Source organism: Pantoea sp. FN0307 (assembly GCF_050113815.1).
Lineage (GTDB): Bacteria > Pseudomonadota > Gammaproteobacteria > Enterobacterales > Enterobacteriaceae > Mixta > Mixta alhagi.
The window spans coordinates 32,397-49,484 of sequence record NZ_JBNJSO010000003.1 but is presented as its reverse complement, the minus strand read 5'-3'; the positions used below and the strand labels follow the sequence as shown (position 1 = coordinate 49,484).

The 17,088-nt window shown below is 52.4% G+C and carries 17 protein-coding genes; 5 read left to right on the top strand and 12 right to left on the bottom strand.

Annotation, left to right across the window (positions count from 1 at the left end):
• The first annotated feature begins 82 nt into the window (after positions 1 to 82).
• On the top strand, positions 83 to 823 hold the full coding sequence (locus ACQE3Z_RS10725) for a 4'-phosphopantetheinyl transferase family protein (RefSeq protein ID WP_426973779.1): 741 nt from the start codon (positions 83 to 85) through the stop codon (positions 821 to 823).
• Between the two features lie 17 nt (positions 824 to 840).
• Here ACQE3Z_RS10725 and ACQE3Z_RS10720 read toward each other — a convergent pair whose 3' ends face one another.
• On the bottom strand, positions 841 to 2,154 hold the full coding sequence (locus ACQE3Z_RS10720) for an NCS2 family permease (protein WP_426973778.1): 1,314 nt from the start codon (positions 2,152 to 2,154) through the stop codon (positions 841 to 843).
• A gap of 164 nt (positions 2,155 to 2,318) precedes the next feature.
• On the opposite strand from ACQE3Z_RS10720, the gene yieH reads away from it, so the two are divergent.
• Positions 2,319 to 2,981: a 6-phosphogluconate phosphatase gene (yieH, locus tag ACQE3Z_RS10715; protein ID WP_426973777.1), complete on the top strand. Its 663-nt coding sequence runs from the start codon at positions 2,319 to 2,321 to the stop codon at positions 2,979 to 2,981.
• Positions 2,982 to 3,327: 346 nt separating this feature from the next.
• Here the strand turns inward: yieH and phoU are convergent, their stop codons facing one another.
• The 6 genes from phoU to cspG form a co-directional block, all read right to left on the bottom strand.
• Positions 3,328 to 4,062, bottom strand: coding sequence for a phosphate signaling complex protein PhoU (phoU, locus tag ACQE3Z_RS10710; RefSeq protein WP_085069149.1), 735 nt, complete (start codon positions 4,060 to 4,062; stop codon positions 3,328 to 3,330).
• 12 nt (positions 4,063 to 4,074) lie between these two features.
• A complete protein-coding gene (gene pstB, locus ACQE3Z_RS10705; RefSeq protein ID WP_250651272.1) occupies positions 4,075 to 4,842 on the bottom strand; it encodes a phosphate ABC transporter ATP-binding protein PstB in 768 nt (255 codons plus the stop codon).
• A 46-nt stretch (positions 4,843 to 4,888) separates the two neighbouring features.
• The gene (gene pstA / locus ACQE3Z_RS10700; protein WP_426973776.1) at positions 4,889 to 5,776 is read right to left on the bottom strand and encodes a phosphate ABC transporter permease PstA; all 888 of its coding nucleotides are present in this window, start codon (positions 5,774 to 5,776) and stop codon (positions 4,889 to 4,891) included.
• A complete protein-coding gene (pstC, locus tag ACQE3Z_RS10695; RefSeq protein ID WP_085069155.1) occupies positions 5,773 to 6,735 on the bottom strand; it encodes a phosphate ABC transporter permease PstC in 963 nt (320 codons plus the stop codon). The genes pstA and pstC overlap by 4 nt, the downstream gene beginning before the upstream one ends.
• A 107-nt stretch (positions 6,736 to 6,842) precedes the next feature.
• Positions 6,843 to 7,886, bottom strand: a complete 1,044-nt coding sequence (gene pstS, locus ACQE3Z_RS10690; RefSeq protein WP_426973775.1) for a phosphate ABC transporter substrate-binding protein PstS — start codon at positions 7,884 to 7,886, stop codon at positions 6,843 to 6,845.
• Positions 7,887 to 8,302: 416 nt separating this feature from the next.
• Complete coding sequence (gene cspG / locus ACQE3Z_RS10685; RefSeq protein ID WP_085069158.1) at positions 8,303 to 8,515, bottom strand: cold shock protein CspG; 213 nt, start codon at positions 8,513 to 8,515, stop codon at positions 8,303 to 8,305.
• Between the two features lie 468 nt (positions 8,516 to 8,983).
• On the opposite strand from cspG, the gene ACQE3Z_RS10680 reads away from it, so the two are divergent.
• Complete coding sequence (locus ACQE3Z_RS10680; protein ID WP_426973774.1) at positions 8,984 to 9,886, top strand: LysR family transcriptional regulator; 903 nt, start codon at positions 8,984 to 8,986, stop codon at positions 9,884 to 9,886.
• 9 nt (positions 9,887 to 9,895) lie between these two features.
• On the opposite strand, the gene ACQE3Z_RS10675 is transcribed toward ACQE3Z_RS10680, so the two are convergent.
• Entirely contained in the window at positions 9,896 to 10,819 is a 924-nt protein-coding gene (locus ACQE3Z_RS10675; protein ID WP_426973773.1) for an NADP-dependent oxidoreductase, read from the bottom strand.
• Positions 10,820 to 11,048: 229 nt separating this feature from the next.
• Here ACQE3Z_RS10675 and ACQE3Z_RS10670 point away from each other — a divergent pair, with 229 nt between their 5' ends.
• Positions 11,049 to 11,558 carry a Crp/Fnr family transcriptional regulator gene (locus tag ACQE3Z_RS10670; protein WP_426973772.1) on the top strand — a complete coding sequence of 170 codons (510 nt, stop codon included), beginning with the start codon at positions 11,049 to 11,051 and terminating at the stop codon, positions 11,556 to 11,558.
• 57 nt (positions 11,559 to 11,615) lie between these two features.
• Positions 11,616 to 12,125 carry a YgjV family protein gene (locus tag ACQE3Z_RS10665; RefSeq protein WP_426973771.1) on the top strand — a complete coding sequence of 170 codons (510 nt, stop codon included), beginning with the start codon at positions 11,616 to 11,618 and terminating at the stop codon, positions 12,123 to 12,125.
• Positions 12,126 to 12,219: 94 nt separating this feature from the next.
• Here ACQE3Z_RS10665 and ACQE3Z_RS10660 read toward each other — a convergent pair whose 3' ends face one another.
• From ACQE3Z_RS10660 to glmU, 4 genes are all read right to left on the bottom strand, one after another.
• Positions 12,220 to 12,840, bottom strand: a complete 621-nt coding sequence (locus ACQE3Z_RS10660; protein WP_250652792.1) for a nitroreductase family protein — start codon at positions 12,838 to 12,840, stop codon at positions 12,220 to 12,222.
• Positions 12,841 to 13,045: 205 nt separating this feature from the next.
• Positions 13,046 to 13,291 (bottom strand): DUF1471 domain-containing protein, encoded by a 246-nt coding sequence (locus tag ACQE3Z_RS10655; protein WP_426973770.1) that lies wholly within the window; start codon positions 13,289 to 13,291, stop codon positions 13,046 to 13,048.
• Positions 13,292 to 13,589: 298 nt separating this feature from the next.
• Positions 13,590 to 15,419, bottom strand: coding sequence for a glutamine--fructose-6-phosphate transaminase (isomerizing) (glmS, locus tag ACQE3Z_RS10650; RefSeq protein ID WP_426973769.1), 1,830 nt, complete (start codon positions 15,417 to 15,419; stop codon positions 13,590 to 13,592).
• Positions 15,420 to 15,525: 106 nt separating this feature from the next.
• Complete coding sequence (gene glmU / locus ACQE3Z_RS10645; RefSeq protein WP_426973768.1) at positions 15,526 to 16,899, bottom strand: bifunctional UDP-N-acetylglucosamine diphosphorylase/glucosamine-1-phosphate N-acetyltransferase GlmU; 1,374 nt, start codon at positions 16,897 to 16,899, stop codon at positions 15,526 to 15,528.
• Positions 16,900 to 17,088 lie beyond the last annotated feature (189 nt).

Here is a 17,088-nt window from a genome sequence, read left to right as displayed (position 1 = left end):
CAAAGTAAAGCCGGGTGCAAAAGCATCGGAAAATTCTTACAATGCAATTGATGATTATCCGACCATTTTCACGGAGCGACAGATGGCAAGTCATTTTGTACGCTGGACGCTTGCCCAAAATCGGGCAGACGTACAGCGTATCCCGGCAGATATAGTGGAACAAGCGCGATTTCTGAACGATAAACGCCGCAGCCGTTATCTTGCAGCGCGTATGCTGCTGGCCGAACTTATGTTGCGTATTTATGGTATGTCCCAGCTTCCCGCCCTTACCACCACCAGCAGCGGCCGTCCTTGTTTTACCGATCCCGACCTGCCCGATTTTAGCATTGCCTACGCTGGTAATATGGTTGGTGTGCTGCTGGCGGAAGAACAGAGTCGTGCCGGACTGGATATGGAAATTGTGCGGGCACATAGCCGTCAGACGCTGGAACATCATCTGCAGTATCTCTCTTCCGGTGAAAAAGCCTGGATTAATGCCCAGCAGGATCCGCTGGAAGCCATTACGCAAATCTGGACGCTGCGACAAAGCGTGCTCAAGCTAACCGGGGAGAACAACGCCTGTGATAGTACTTTGCGTCTGCATCCCGCTTCAGGCCGTTTGCGCTCGCATACTTTTCCCGACATACAGGCGGTATGTGATGTCGAGCCGCTGCTTATTTGGTCCTGCGCCCTGTCTCCTGCAACCAGCCGTTTACGATTGTGGGAAATTGATGAACAGCAGAACTGGAACGCGTTAAGGGATATTGAGATGAATAAAGCGAATATGGGACCGCAGACTTTAAGACTGACCAGTATGCCAACAGAAAGGCAGCTGCAGCCTTAAGCCGCAGCGCCATCTGATTAATGTGAATCAATAAAAGCGATTTTCAGCACGAACAACAGCGCGACTACCACAACACAGGGATTGATTTCACGCCAGCGTCCGGTTCCTGCTTTCATCACACACCAGGAAATGAAACCCAGCGCGATGCCTTCGGTGATTGAAAAGCTGAACGGCATCATGGCTGCAGTTACAAAAGCCGGGACCGCCTCGGTCAGGTCGTCCCACTTTACGCGCGCCAGGCTTGAGGTCATTAATACCCCAACGTAAATCAACGCACCTGCGGCAGCGTAGCCCGGCACCATTGATGCCAGCGGCGACAAGAACATTACCAGTAGAAATAAAATGCCGGTAACCACCGCCATCAGCCCGGTACGCCCACCAACGGAGACGCCTGACGAGCTTTCAATATAGGCCGTTACGGAAGAGGTGCCGATTGCCGCACCGGCAACTGAGCTAACGCTATCCACCAGCAGCGCCTGCTTCATGCGCGGGAATTTACCATCTTTATCGGCCAGCCCCGCTTTATCCGTTACGCCAATCAGAGTGCCGGATGAATCAAATAGGTTAACCAGCATAAAAGAAAAAATCACGCCGGCCATATTGAGCGTAAAGGCACCGCTCAGATCCACCTGTCCGATAACTGAGCTAATCGCTGGGGGTGCAGAAAAAATCCCGTTGTATTTAACGTCGCCCAGCAGCAGGCCAGCCAGCGTGGTAATAACAATGGAAATAAGCACCGCTGCGTGGATATTACGTGATGCCAGCACGGCGATAATAAAGAAGCCCAGCGCGCCCAGCAGAACACTGTGCGAGGATAAGTCGCCTACCGTTACCAGCGTGGCTTCATTCCCCACGATAATACCGGCGTTTTTCAGCCCCATCATGGCAATAAACAGACCGATACCTGCGGTAATGCCGGTGCGCAAAGCAAGGGGAATATTGGCAATCATCCAGTACCGCACGCGGAAGAGCGTCAGCAGCAGCAGACCCGTCGCGCCCCAGAAGATCGCGCCCATGCCTACCTGCCACGAATAACCCATTGCGCCCACTACCACAAAAGCAAAAAAGGCGTTCAGACCCATCGCTGGCGCCAGCGCGACGGGCAGGTTAGCAATAATCCCCATGAGTATGCTGCCCAGCGCGGCGATCAAACAGGTAGTGACGAATACCGCCTGGGTATCCATGCCTGCCGTGCCGAGAATTTGCGGGTTTACAAAGACGATATAGACCATCGTCAGAAAAGTTGTAAAACCGGCAATCAACTCGGTACGCACCGTAGTGCCATGTTCCTGCAGCCGGAACAGACGCTGTAGTAAGCCTTGTTTAGTCATTTGTTACATCCGAACGGGAAAAGAGGTCGCCGCGTATGCTAGCGATTTTGACGCAACAGTACACTGATTTTTCGCAAACGGTTGCGGTTTCCGGCGGGCGGCTGGGTCGCATTTTACGCTCAGTCGGGTAAAGTGGTCTTTTCCCCTGGTAAGGATGAGGCAGAATGACGATTGAATGTCTGTTTTTCGACTGTGACGGAACGCTGGTGGACAGCGAATTGCTCTGTACCCAGGCGTATGTTTCCACCTTTTCCCGCTACGGCGTGCATCTGCCATTACAGCAGATGTTTGAAAAATATAAGGGCGTCAAACTCTACGATATTATCGCTGACGTTAACCAGCAGCATCCGCTTGATGTTGCAGTAGAAACCTTTGAACAAGAATATCGTGCGGAGGTGGCTCGCCTTTTCGACGCACAGCTGCAGCCGATCCCTGGCGCCAGAGCTTTAATGGAGCAGATTAACGTACCGGCGTGCGTGGTCTCTAACGGCACGGTAAAAAAGATGCAGCACTCTCTTGGGCTGACCGGCCTGCTTCCTTTTTTTGGCGATCGCCTGTACAGCGGCTACGATATCGGCCACTGGAAGCCGGATCCACAGCTGATGTTTCATGCTGCTGAGCAAATGCAGGTGCCGATTGAACGCTGCCTGCTGATTGATGATTCAGAGGCAGGGACGCGTGCCGGTATCGCGGCGGGCATCCCGGTTTTCTATTATTGCGCCGATGCGCATAACGCACCGCTCGATCACCCACTGGTTACCCCGTTTGACGATCTGACGCGGCTGCCAGCGCTGTGGAACGCGCGGGGCTGGCATCTTACGCGTTGATTTCTCCGTCCATAAAAAAAGCCTCAACCCTATACCCAGGGCTGAGGCTTTATTTATCAGCCGTGGCCTTTGTATTAATTGCCGTTGCTAACGCCTTTGACCAGCGGTTTTTATCGGTAAGCTCGTCAGTAATGGTCAGCGTGGTGGCAAAAGCATCGTTAATAGATTTTCAATACAAGGCTGGGAAGTAATTACCAGAAGAAGAGATGGCAGCGTTTGAGGCGTGATTTTTTTATTTACACTCTTAAGTCTGCGCTTTATATCTTAAATATCGCCGAACGGTTTTACACGCTGGTATGAAGAAAAGTTTACCCGCATGCCAGACGCGCACTGCGGGTAATCTCAATCAGGCGGGGCTGCTGCCGTTATCATCTCCAGCTAACAGCTTGTCGAGACGGTCGCCGCCGACGTGGCGGAAATCCTGTCCCTTCACAAAATAGAAAATAATTTCGCAAATATTCTGACAGCGATCGCCAATGCGCTCGATCGCGCGGGCGCAGAACAGAGCGGTCAGTACGCTGGGGATCGTACGTGGGTCTTCCATCATGTAGGTCATCAGCTGACGCACAATGCCTTCATATTCCTGGTCGACTTTTTTATCTTCACGATAGATTTCCACCGCCGCACTCAGATCCATACGCGCGAAAGCATCCAGCACATCGTGCAGCATCTGAATAGTATGCCGTCCCAGTGACTCCAGGCTGACCAGTAACGGCTGATGCTGCTGGCTAAACTTTTCCAGCGCCGTGCGGCTGATTTTTTCCGCTACGTCACCAATACGCTCCAGCTCAGAAATGGTTTTGATTATCGCCATTACCAGACGCAAATCGCTGGCCGTAGGCTGCCGCTTGGCAATAATCCGCACGCAGGCCTCATCAATATCCACTTCCATCATGTTGACCTTCTGGTCACCATCAATAACCTGCTTCGCCAGCTCTGCGTCCTGGTTATGCATCGCGGTGATTGCATCGGTGAGCTGCTGCTCAACCATGCCGCCCATTATCATGACCTGGGTGCGGATATGCTCAAGCTCAGCGTTAAACTGGCCGGAGATATGCTTGTTCAGGTTTAAATTGTCCACATCGATCTCCAGTTAACCATAACGGCCAGTAATGTAGTCTTCAGTTTGTTTCTGATGCGGTTTGGTAAACAGCGTGTCGGTATCGCTGAACTCAATCAATTCGCCCAGATACATAAATGCGGTGTGGTCGGAACAGCGTGCTGCCTGCTGCATATTATGCGTAACGATCACCACGGTGTAATCCTGCTTCAGCTCAGTAATCAGCTCTTCGATACGACCCGTTGAGATAGGATCCAACGCCGAGCAAGGCTCATCCAGCAATAGCACTTCCGGACGAATAGCGATACCGCGCGCAATGCACAGACGCTGCTGTTGACCACCGGAGAGGCTATAGCCACTCTGATGCAGCTTGTCTTTGGTTTCATTCCACAGCGCCGCTTTACTCAGCGCCCACTGAACACGTTCATCCATATCGGCACGCGGCAGCTTTTCAAACAGGCGGACGCCAAAGGCGATGTTGTCATAAATCGACATCGGGAAGGGCGTTGGCTTTTGAAACACCATACCAACCCGTGCGCGCAACAGCGCGATATCCTGCGCGTCGGCCAGAATGTTTTCACCGTCCAGCAGAATTTCGCCTTCGGCGCGCTGCTCGGGATAAAGCGCAAACATTTTATTAAAGGTGCGCAACAGAGTCGATTTGCCGCAGCCGGAAGGACCGATAAACGCGGTGACCTGATTACGGGCAATATCCAGATTGATGTTTTTCAATGCATGGAATTTTCCATAATAGAAGTTCAGATCGCGAACCTGAATTTTGCCGGATGTCTGATTAACCATAGTCTTCTCTTTCTCTTAACGCCGCGCCGTTGTCACAACGCGGTAATTAATGTTTTGATTTGGCAAAAATCACGCGCGCCAGGATATTCAGCAGCAGAACGCACAGCGTGATCAGCAGAACGCCAGCCCAGGCCAGGCTTTGCCACTCGGCAAACGGACTCATGGCGAACTTAAAGATGGTAACCGGCAAGTTGGCCAGCGGCTGCATCATGTCGGTGCTCCAGAACTGGTTCGACAATGAAGTAAACAGCAACGGAGCGGTCTCCCCGGCAATACGTGCAATGGCCAGCAGCACACCGGTAATGATGCCGGAAACTGAAGCCTTCAGCGTAATGGAGGAGATCATCTTCCATTTTGGCGTACCCAGCGCATATGCCGCTTCACGCAGGCTATCGGGCACCAGTTTCATCATGTTTTCCGTGGTGCGGATAACAATCGGAATTTGCAGCAGCGCCAGCGCTATCACCCCAGCCCAGCCGGAGAAATGCTGCATCTGCGCCACCACGATGGTGTAAACAAACAGGCCAACTACGATAGATGGGGCGGACAGCAAAATATCATTAATAAAGCGGATCACTTCCGCCAGCCAGGATTTACGACCATATTCCGCCAGATAAATCCCCGCCAGAATGCCCAAAGGCGTGCCAAACAGGGTCGCCCACAGGATCAGCAGGCCACTACCGGCGATGGCGTTAGCCAGCCCGCCGCCAGCCGTATTGGGCGGCGGCGTCATTTCAGTAAACAGCGCCAGCGAAAAGCCATCGAAGCCGCGCGTAATGGTGGTGAAGAGGATCCACACCAGCCAGAACAAGCCAAACGCCATGGTTAATAATGACAGCGTCAGAGCAACTTTATTCCGCAGGCTACGGCGCGCCTGCATTTTACGGCGTGAAGCCGCCAGCTCTGTTCGGGCGTGCATATCCATTGTCGTCATGAACGCGCCCCTTCATTTTTCGTCAGCCGTAAAATCATCAATTTTGAAATAGCCAGTACGATAAAGGTAATCACAAACAGGATCAGGCCCAGTTCCATCAGAGCCGCGACGTGCACACCTGACTCCGCTTCTGCGAACTCATTAGCCAGCGCTGACGTGATACTGTTGCCCGGCATATAAAGGGATACGCTGTCGAGCTGGTAGGTATTACCGATGATAAAGGTTACCGCCATGGTTTCCCCCAGTGCACGTCCCAGCCCCAGCATAATCCCGCCAATCACCCCGTTTTTGGTAAACGGCAGCACGATACGCCAGATCACTTCCCAGGTTGTACACCCAATGCCGTAAGCTGACTCTTTCATCAAAACCGGCGTCTGCTCAAAGACATCACGCATTACTGAAGCGATATAAGGAATGATCATGATGGCAAGGATCACGCCAGCGGCCAGAATACCGATGCCAAAGGCTGGCCCTTCGAACAGCGCGCCAACAAACGGAATGGTGGAGAGGACATTACCAACTGGCGTCTGGAAGTATTCAGCAAACAGCGGCGCGAATACAAACAATCCCCACATGCCGTAAACGATACTGGGGATTGCAGCCAGCAGTTCAATGGCCACGCCCAGCGGACGACGCAGCCAGCCGGGCGCCAGCTCGGTCAAAAACAGCGCAATACCGAAACTCACCGGCACCGCGATCAGCAGCGCAATCAGCGAGGTGACAACCGTGCCATAAATCGGCACCAGTGCGCCAAAATTCTCTGCAGGGGCATCCCACTCTTTATTCCACAGGAAAGAGAAACCAAATTTCTCAATGCTGGGCCAGGAAGAGATAATCAGGGAGATAATGATGCCGCCCAATAACAAAAGCACAACCAGCGCTGCCAGCTTTACCAGCGCGCCGAACAGAATGTCGCCTTGTTTTCCTGGGGCCTTGAATGACGGCCTGGATTCAGCCATAGATTTCTCGACAGATAAAATTCACAGGGGCGGCATTCAGCCGCCCGGATACTGCAGGTCGGCTTTCAGCCGACCCCTGCGACAGTGCAGAGCACTGTTGGAACATGTTACTGGTACAGCGCTTTGCCAGAACTATCTTTGATTTCTGCTTTCCAGGCGGCGCGGATCTGCTCGACCACCGAGTCAGGCAGCGTTGCGTAATCCAGGCTGTTTGCTGTTTTATCGCCGTCTTTATAAGCCCAGTCGAAGAATTTCAGCACTTCAGCGCCTTTTTCTGCATTAGCCTGATTTTTATACATCAGAATGAATGTTGTGGAAGTAATAGGCCAGGCGTCTTTACCTTTCTGGAAAGTCAGATCCTGAGCGAAGGTTTTACTCCAGTCTGCCCCTTTAGCGGCATTACTGAAACTCTCTTCGGTCGGGCTAACGGGCTGACCATCGGCATCTACCAGCTTAGTGTAGGCCAGCTTGTTCTGTTTGGCATAGGCGTACTCAACGTAGCCAATAGAGCCAGGCAGACGCTGAACAAATGCCGCGATGCCATCGTTGCCCTTACCGCCAAGACCTGTTGGCCAGTTAACGGTGTTGCCTTTACCTACCTTCTCACTCCACTCCTGATTTACTTTAGCGAGGTAGCTGGTGAATACGAAGGTTGTACCGGAGCCGTCAGCGCGACGTACCACGGCGATATTGGTTTCAGGCAGTTTCACGCCCGGGTTCAGCTTAGCGATAGCCGGGTCGTTCCATTTTTTGATTTTGCCGAGGTAAATATCACCCACGGTCTGACCATCCAGCGTCAGCTGACCAGACTGGATACCCGGCAGGTTTACCGCCAGTACCACGCCGCCAATCACGGTAGGAAACTGGAACAGGCCATGTTTTTGCAGATCTTCATCTTTCATTGGCGCATCGGACGCACCAAAATCAACTGTTTTCGCGATTATCTGTTTAACGCCGCCAGAGGAGCCAATGCCCTGGTAGTTAATTTTACTGCCGGTCGCTTGTTGATAATCCGCTGCCCACTTGGCATAAACCGGAGCCGGGAAGGTACCGCCTGCGCCAGTAAGATCGGTCGCTGCAAAAGCAGAAACCGCGCTCAGCGAGAGGGTGGCGGCAACAAGTTTGGCTACGGTGCTACGCATCAGTGTCATATTCCCTCCAGGGGAGTAAAGGTCAGGGTGTATGCCGTTGTAGTAAGGATTAGTATTGCTGCAGGAGGGAAAATAGGACAGTTTAGTGACAGCGAGATGTACTTAATATGACAGTTTTGTGACGAAGGCAAAACGTACAGCGTGGATTCGTTCACAACTTTGCTCAGGGCTGCGAAAGAAAACAGGCAGGCAAGCAAAATAACGAAGCGGATGCCGATCGGATGGATGAAAGTCGCTCAGATAAAAAAGCGAGCTTTAACAATCACTGAAAAATGTACGGCAGGAAATAGTTGCTATTCATTTATCAATCACTGGAAACAAAAAAACCCGCTCAGGGCGGGTTTTTATCACTAACGCTTAACTGCTCAGGCTGTTGCCGTCATCGCTATCGTAAGGGTTAGCGAGGTCATCAACGCTTACAGCGCGACAACGTTGGTCGCTGAAGGGCCTTTAGCGCCGTTCTCGATAGAGAACTCTACTTTCTGGCCTTCATCTAAGGTTTTGAAATCATTGCTCTGGATAGCAGAGAAGTGTACGAATACATCTTTGCTGCCGTCCTGAGGAGTGATAAAGCCAAAACCTTTCTCAGCGTTGAACCATTTTACTAAACCAGTCATTTTATTAGACATTGATATTTCCTTACTTGTTTTTTGAGCCACTCTTGGTGACGAATATGGTCTGCTTTGCAGATTTTTACTTATGGGGCACTTAGGAGGAGCTCACGAGGAAGGATATCAATAGATAACGCTTGAACTGAGGACTGCTTTACTAAAACTGCTTACATAAGGTCTGTGTTTCAAACCGATGACGCTATACTAGCCTGGGTCCGATCCACATTGCAAGCTTTAACTTCACTAATATTAAACAGGCACAGAGTAACGGCCTTATCAGCCTGTCATCGCTCAAAAGTAAAAGAGTGGCTTAACAAAAGTAACAACGTTTAACCGCAGCCGTGATTGATGTTGCGCCTGTAAAACCATGCGCGCTGAACGCGGCGGCACTGGCTGGCTCATCCGCCAGGCAACCTGATTCTTTAAAGGCATGGTTCCTTTCATAAACGCCGATCGTCGCGCGTCGGTACATCCAGGAAATTAGAAATGATCTCAGAACCAGGTACCCCCACGCTGGATCAGCTGCGGGTTTTTCTTACGGTAGTCGAAACGGGCAGTTTTGCTGGCGCGGCCCGCAAGCTGTATCGCGCCACATCCGTAGTGAGTTATTCAATCGCTAATCTGGAAATGCAGCTGGGGGTTACTCTGTTCGATCGCAAAAGTACCCGTAAACCACAGCTAACTGAGGCGGGTCATGCGGTACTGGCTGAAGCCAGAACGATTTATAACGGTGTCGACGGGCTACGCGCCAAAGTTCGCGGCCTGTTGCAAGGTTTGGAAGCTGAGGTTCATCTGGTATTAGATGTAATGTTGCCTGGCGAACGAGTGGTGGATGCGCTTAAGGCTTTCCGCGAGCGCTTCCCAACCGTCTCTTTGCATTTGCAAATTGAAGCGCTGGGCGGGGTAATGCAGCGGGTTCTTGAACGCAGCGCAACGCTGGGGGTTAGCGGCCAGCTCGCTAAGCGCGTCGATGGTCTTGAGCGTATTAGCGCCGGAAAGGTGACGTTGATCCCGGTGGCGGCGCCTACTCATCCGTTGGCAGCAAAACATCCGCAGAGGCCTGGCGCAGGTCGGGAGCATGTGCAACTGGTCCTGACGGATCGATCCACGCTCACGCAGGGCCAGGAGTTCGCAGTAGTAGGTACACATACCTGGCGGCTGGCGGATTTAGGTGCCAAACATATTCTTCTGCGTGAAGGTATCGGCTGGGGCAATATGCCTGAACCTATGGTGCGTGACGATCTGGCCAATGGCCGCCTGGTTCCTCTAACGCTTCCTGACTGCCCGGGCGGCGATTACGGATTTGATGTCATTTACCGTAACGACTCGCCGCCAGGCCCGGCGGCAACCTGGCTGGTCTCCCGCTTCTGCGAACAGGTCGCAGAATGACCATGCTATTCACAGGCTGGCATCAAGCACCCGTTTGCCGCGAGTATGACCATCCATAACCCGACTCAATGCAACCTTAGCCTGGCTTAAAGGCACAACCTCAACATCAATGGTCAATGCGCCGTTAGCAAACAGGGCAGCAATCTGCGCCAGTTGGCTTCCGTCCGAACGCGTGGCGAAGTGTTTGCCCACTACGCCCGCCGCTTCCGCTATCGCCTGATCCGGTGGTGTGACGGTTGAGACCAGCACGCCGCCCGCTTTAATTAATGACCATGAGCGAGTCTGCGTCTCGTCCCCCACCAGATCCAGTACAACATCGACCTTCTCACTCACTTTTTCGAAAGAGGCCTGGGTATAGTCAATCACTTGTTCAACCCCAAGCGTTTTAAGGTAGTTTTCATTATGTGCCGATGCGGTAGCGATCACCCTGACACCAGCAATGCGTGCCATCTGCACTGCCATGCTTCCGAGGCCACCAGCGGCACCATGGATAAGTAATGTCTGACCAGGCTTAATCTTTGCGTGCTCATGCAGCGCCTGCCAGGCCGTCAGGGCTGCGGCCGGTACACCGCTGGCCTGTAGCGCAGACAAACGTACCGGGCGATGCGCTAATCGATCGGCCATCGCGAGAGCCTGAGTGGCATAGCCGCCTGTGATACCGATAAACCCAAAGACCTCATCGCCTGCCTTAAATTGCTGCACCGCTTCACCGGTTGCAATAACGCGTCCGGCAACTTCTACGCCAGGCGTGTAGGGCGGCTCAAGCGGAACAAAGGCTTTCATGGCGCCAGAGAGAAGCTTCCCGTCAATGGGATTAACGCCGCTGCCCGCTACCTCCATCAGAACCTCGTTCTGGCCAGGAACCAGCGCCGGAAGCTCCTGTAAAAAAAGCTCATCGGTTTTACCGTAATGCATTGCGCGTATCGCTTTCATGATGTTCTGCCTTGTCGTTAGTCATAGACTTACCCCTTTGGTAAGCCGCGGTAAGATCATCATGCGCGCAATCTGCTTAACTAAAAACCCACCTAATTTCGATGTTTAGGTTCTACAAAATAGAACAATGAAAGATCAGAGCGTAGCGAAATGCAGTAGGTTATCCGGGTATAGTGAGCCGTTACTTGCTGGTCAGAGAAGAACACAGGTTCTTTTACGGAGAAGCATTATGTTTCCTGAGCGCTACCTTAAACAAACAGTGATGCATGCCCGGCAAGGCGACGTTCTTCTGCGCCAGGGAGAGCAGCAGGGAAATATTTTTTTCCTGCTGCAAGGGATCGTTCGCGCGGTGCATGTCTTGCCAGATGGCACCGAACGGGTAAAAGAGTTTTATTTTGCCGGAGAATACTGTTTTCTCTACCTTAGCTGGCTGGCCAGAGTGCCGTCCCGCTACAGCTTACAGGCGATCGCGCCCTGCTCGTACCAGCGACTGCCGCTGGCTTACCTTGATACCTCGGAAGGCGCAGAGCTGGCTGATGCTCTGTTACGCCAGCAGCTTATTTATAAAGAGCGTAAAGAAGAAATGATGCTTTTGCATGCGCCGGAAAAACGCTACGCCTATGTGCTTGAGCATTTCCCTGAATGGAGTAAGCGCCTGACTCAGCGTGAACTGGCCAACTATATTGGTATTACGCCTGTCAGCCTTTCGCGCATACGACAACGCATTAACAAAGGTTAATGCGCCTTCCTGGCGCTTCTTTCATCCTCTTCTTTTGAATGAAGAAGAGGAAAAACCGTGTCTGTCTTTATGCTTTCGCAGCTTATCGCTGGCGGCTCATTTGTTTGCGACTTGGTGGCTTTTTTTCTGCCCGGACGCGTGGCGGTGCTGCGCCTGTTGGCGCTTTCTACCGCTCTGCTTGCAGCGCATTTTGCTTTGCTGGAGCAGAAAAGCGCAGCCGCGATGATGCTGTTAGCCAGTTTCAGATATGTTATTGCGAGCAGGACAACAAACCCAGCCATCGCCGGGTCCTTCTGCCTGACCGCGATAATCTGCACGATTCTGACATGGCGTGATGCCATCGATCTGCTTCCGCTAGCGGGCAGCCTGTTAATGACGCTGGCCGCCTTTAAACAGGATCGGGTAAAGCTCAGGCTTTATACTCTGGCGGGCAGTCTGTTCTGGCTGACCAATAATCTGCTATGCCATTCTCCGGTAGCCGCAATGATGGAACTCACTTTTATCAGCAGTACGCTGGTTTCGCTTTACCGCATTTATCGTACGCGGCTCAGCATTCAGCAGCGGTAAGATTGATATCACCGGGAAGGGCGGTTTTGACTGGCGTCAGGGACGTGGAATAAGAGTCAATGCGGAAAAGGCCGCCAGCGGCGGCCTAACAGGATTATCTGGCAATAATAAAACGTGCGTTATCATCCATATAAGTTTTCTCACCAGCTGGCGCGTTGATGGAACCAAAGTTCATATGCCCTCGCAGCAGCCAGCTCTCCGGGATATTCCAGGTGCGCTGCACATCAGCATCAACCAGGGGGTTATAGTGCTGTAGATTAGCGCCAATTCCTTTTTCCGTCAGCGCCAGCCAGACCGCATACTGGGCGATACCGGTGCTGTGTTCAGACCAGACTGGAAAGTTATCCGCATAGGAAGCAAACTGTTCCTGCAGGCCTTTTATAACTTGCTGATCCTCAAAGAACAGCACCGAGCCAGCCGCCGCCGCAAAGCCATCTATTTTATCTGAAGTGCCCTGAAAATTTTCTGGCGGAACAATTTTTCTTAATTGTTCGCGGGTTAATTCCCAGAACCGATGGTGTTCCTGCCCCAGCAGGATCAATATCCGGGAGCTTTGGGAATTAAATGCCGAAGGCGCCTGCCTTACTGCTTCTTTAATCGTCTCGATAATCTCATCTTCTGCCAGCGTCAATCTGTTACCGAGGGCGTAAACTGTCCGGCGGTTTTTAGCCAGCGCTAAAAAGCCCTCAGCATGCTCTTGCACACTCCCGGTCATCGGATTAGAACGCGCCTGCGGAGCTGAATGTTTCGTTTCGGTAAAAAAAGATGAAAAAGCACTCTTGATGATGTTCATGTTTACACCTGCTTTTTTATGCTCTTTTCGGCCGTGCTGACAATTCAGTAAATGGCGGCAGAAGAGAGAAAGACCGTCCGGCGCTGAAAAGGGTGCCCTTACAAGGCACTCTCTCTCCAGCTCATTTTTATTTGCTGAGTACTGCCGTTACGTAAGCGCCATTGTTAACGCGCGCGCCGGTAATTTTATAGGAGGCACCAGCCTGAACTGCCTGAGCGGCGATCTTTGCTTCAGCACTATCCAGGGTAGCGGCGGTGGCGCTAATACTTTGAGCAAAACCGCCAAAGGAGATAAGAGACAAAACTGAAACAGCAACGGCGTTTTTAACCAGTGATACCGCTGAATCTGCAACGAAATTCTTGATGGATTTCATGATAATTTCCTCAACATGTTTTATACGCTATGAGGCAATCAGCCTCGATAAGAGAAAGGATACTCATGTACAGAGGCGATTAAAAGCTGAGCTATTTGCTAAAATCAATCAAAAATTATGAAAGAGATCGCAGGGTATTTTATCTCCCGAACGCGGTCGCAGCTGGCGCTGCGTTTACGTAACGCATAAAAAAATCCGGCATGCTGTTAACAGCATTACCGGATTTTTCATTTTACCGTTTCAGGTCAACGTAACGTTAAAGCGGCCTCGTCCGTGGCTGCTTTATATAAGATACGCCTTATTCCACGGTAACCGATTTCGCCAGGTTACGCGGCTGGTCAACGTCGGTGCCTTTGATCAGCGCAACGTGATAGGAGAGCAGCTGTAGTGGCACGGTATAGAAGATCGGTGCGATAACCTCTTCTACATGCGGCAGGGAGATAATTTTCATGCCTTCACTGTCGTTAAAGCCCGCATCCCGATCGGCAAACACATACAGCAGGCCGCCGCGTGCGCGTACTTCTTCAATGTTGGACTTCAGCTTCTCCAGCAGTTCGTTGTTCGGCGCAACGACAATCACCGGCATATCGGCATCAATCAGCGCCAGCGGGCCATGTTTCAGCTCGCCAGCGGCGTAGGCTTCCGCATGAATATAAGAGATCTCTTTTAGCTTCAGTGCCCCTTCCATGGCGATGGGATACTGATCGCCACGGCCAAGGAACAGCGCATGATGTTTATCAGAGAAATCTTCCGCCAGCGCTTCAATCAGCTTATCCTGCGCCAGCATCTGCTCGATACGGCTCGGCAGCGCCTGCAAAGCATGGACAATATCATGCTCTACCTGTGCATCGACGCCTTTCAGGCGACCAATTTTCGCCACCAGCATCAGCAATACCGTCAACTGAGTGGTAAATGCCTTGGTAGAGGCCACGCCGATCTCCGTTCCGGCTTTGGTCATCAGCGCCAGGTCAGATTCACGTACCAGTGAAGAGCCGGCAACGTTGCAGATAGCCAGCGAGCCCAGATAACCCAGCTCTTTCGACAAACGCAGCGCCGCCAGCGTATCCGCCGTTTCGCCCGATTGCGACAGCGTAATCAACAGGCTGTTTTTACGAACGGCGGATTTGCGATAGCGAAACTCAGAGGCGATCTCCACATCGCAGGGCAGGCTAGCCAGTGACTCGAACCAGTAACGCGCCACCATGCCCGAGTTATAGGAGGTACCGCAGGCGATAATCTGGATATGCTCTACCTGACTCAATAGATCGTTGGCGTTGGCACCCAGCTCAGAAAGATCAACCTCGCCATGACTAAAGCGCCCACTCAGGGTGTTTTTGATCGCGTTAGGCTGTTCGTAAATTTCTTTCTGCATGTAATGACGGTAGCCGCCTTTGTCGCCAGCGTCATACTGCACGGTGGATTCAATCTCGCTACGCTTGACCGGCGCGCCTGCACGGTCGATGACGGTGATTTCACGACGCGTAACTTCGGCAATATCGCCCTCTTCAAGGTAGATAAAGCGACGGGTTACCGGCAGTAGCGCCAGCTGATCGGAGGCAATAAAGTTTTCGCCAACGCCGCAGCCGATGACCAGCGGGCTACCTGAACGAGCCGCTACCAGCAGTGAAGGATCGCGGCTGTCCATAATCACCATGCCATACGCACCGCGCAGTTGAGGAATAACGCGCTGTACTACTTCGCGCAGGCTGCCGCCCTGTTTCTGCTCCCAGTGCACTAAATGCGCCACCACTTCCGTATCAGTTTCCGAAGCGAAGTGATAGCCGCGTTCGATCATCAGCTCACGCAGCGGCTCATGGTTTTCGATGATGCCGTTATGCACAATCACGATATGTTCAGAAACGTGCGGGTGCGCATTTACCTCAGACGGCTCGCCGTGGGTTGCCCAACGGGTATGCGCGATCCCGGTGCCGCCAATCAGCGGATGCTGCTCAGCCGCCTCAGCCAGTTTCTGTACCTTACCAACGCGACGCAGGCGCGTAACGTGCCCTTGTCGATCCACCACCGCTAAACCTGCGGAGTCATAGCCGCGATACTCCAGGCGGCGCAAGCCTTCCAGCAGTATCTCTGCGATATCACGTTGCGCAACCGCGCCAACAATTCCACACATAGTTGTATTCCTGACTCATGGCGCTCATGCGCCCAGCGTTGTCATCTGACCTGATATACCAGCTTTGCTGGTTCCCCGAGCCTTGTAGAGAGTGGGGGTTATTGTTTTATATTTTCTTTTTAACCGGGCGTTGCCAGCCCGATTTCTGAATCTGTTCTTTGCGGTTGTAAACCAGCCCACCGGCGGTTACATCCTGCATAATGGTCGTGCCCGCTGCGATGGTAGCGCCGCTGGCGACCGTTACCGGTGCCACCAGCTGCGTATCTGACCCTACAAACACATCGTCGCCGATAAGGGTTTTTGATTTATTAGCGCCGTCGTAGTTGCAGGTAATGGTGCCGGCGCCAATGTTCACGCCAGATCCGATTTCAGCATCGCCCAGGTAGCTAAGATGGCCAGCCTTCGAGCCTTTACCCAGCCTCGCTTTTTTCATTTCAACAAAGTTGCCGACGTGTGCGGCTTCACCCAGTTGGCTGCCCGGCCGCAGGCGCGCAAACGGCCCAACGGTACAGGAGACATCCAGTACAGCATCTTCAATAACGCTGTACGGGCTGATTTCACAACCGTCGCCGATCACGCTGTTTTTGATCACGCAGCCAGCACCGATTTTCACGTTGTTGCCCAGCGTGACTTTACCTTCAAGGATAACGTTCGTGTCGATTTCCACATCGCGGCCATGCTGCAGCTCGCCGCGCAGATCAAAGCGCGCCGGATCACGCAGCATCACGCCTGCCAGCAGCAGTTTTTCCGCCTGCTCAGCCTGATAAATCCGCTCCAGCGTCGCCAGCTGCAGACGATTATTAACGCCTTCGGTTTCGCTAATGCGAGACGGCTGAACGGTTGCGATATGACGTCCTTCCGCCGAAGCCAGCGCAATAATATCGGTAATGTAGTATTCGCCCTGAGCGTTGTCATTGGTGAGCTGGCTTAGCCAACGTTTCAGATCGCCGCCGTTAGCAACCAGAATGCCGGTGTTGATCTCAGAAATCGTCAGCTGCTCCGGCGAGGCATCTTTCTGCTCAACGATGCCGGTTACCTCACCGTTTTCACGCACAATGCGTCCATAGCCGGTGGGGTTATCCAGCGTCACGGTTAACAGGCCGATTCCGCCCGCAGGCTTTGCTGCACACAGACGCGCCAGCGTATCCACGGTGATTAACGGTACGTCGCCGTACAGCATCAGGATATCTTCGTCATCGGCAAAGAAAGGGGCGGCCTGCTGCATCGCATGCCCGGTTCCTAATTGCTCAGCCTGCAGCACCCAATTCAGCGCATCATCACCCAGCGTGGCTTTCAGCCGATCGCCGCCATGACCGTAAACCAGATTAATTGCGCGCGCACCGACACCTTTTGCCGCATCGATAACGTGTTGAACCATGGGTTTTCCTGCCAGAGTATGCAGGACTTTAGGAAGATCGGAATACATGCGTGTTCCCTTGCCGGCAGCAAGGATCACCACACTCATTGCGCTGTTAGACATAGCCATCCTGATAGAATTTTTACAGAGGAAAGTTAAACGGTTTCGCCCTGAGATTACTACATTTTTCTCCTGGCGAAATTAACCGGCTTTCCGATTATTACCACGGCAAAGAATGCACCGCCGTTGATGATAAATACAACGAAAAAAGGCGATTTTTAGCCGCTTAATTTTAGCTGTGTAGCAAGAGAG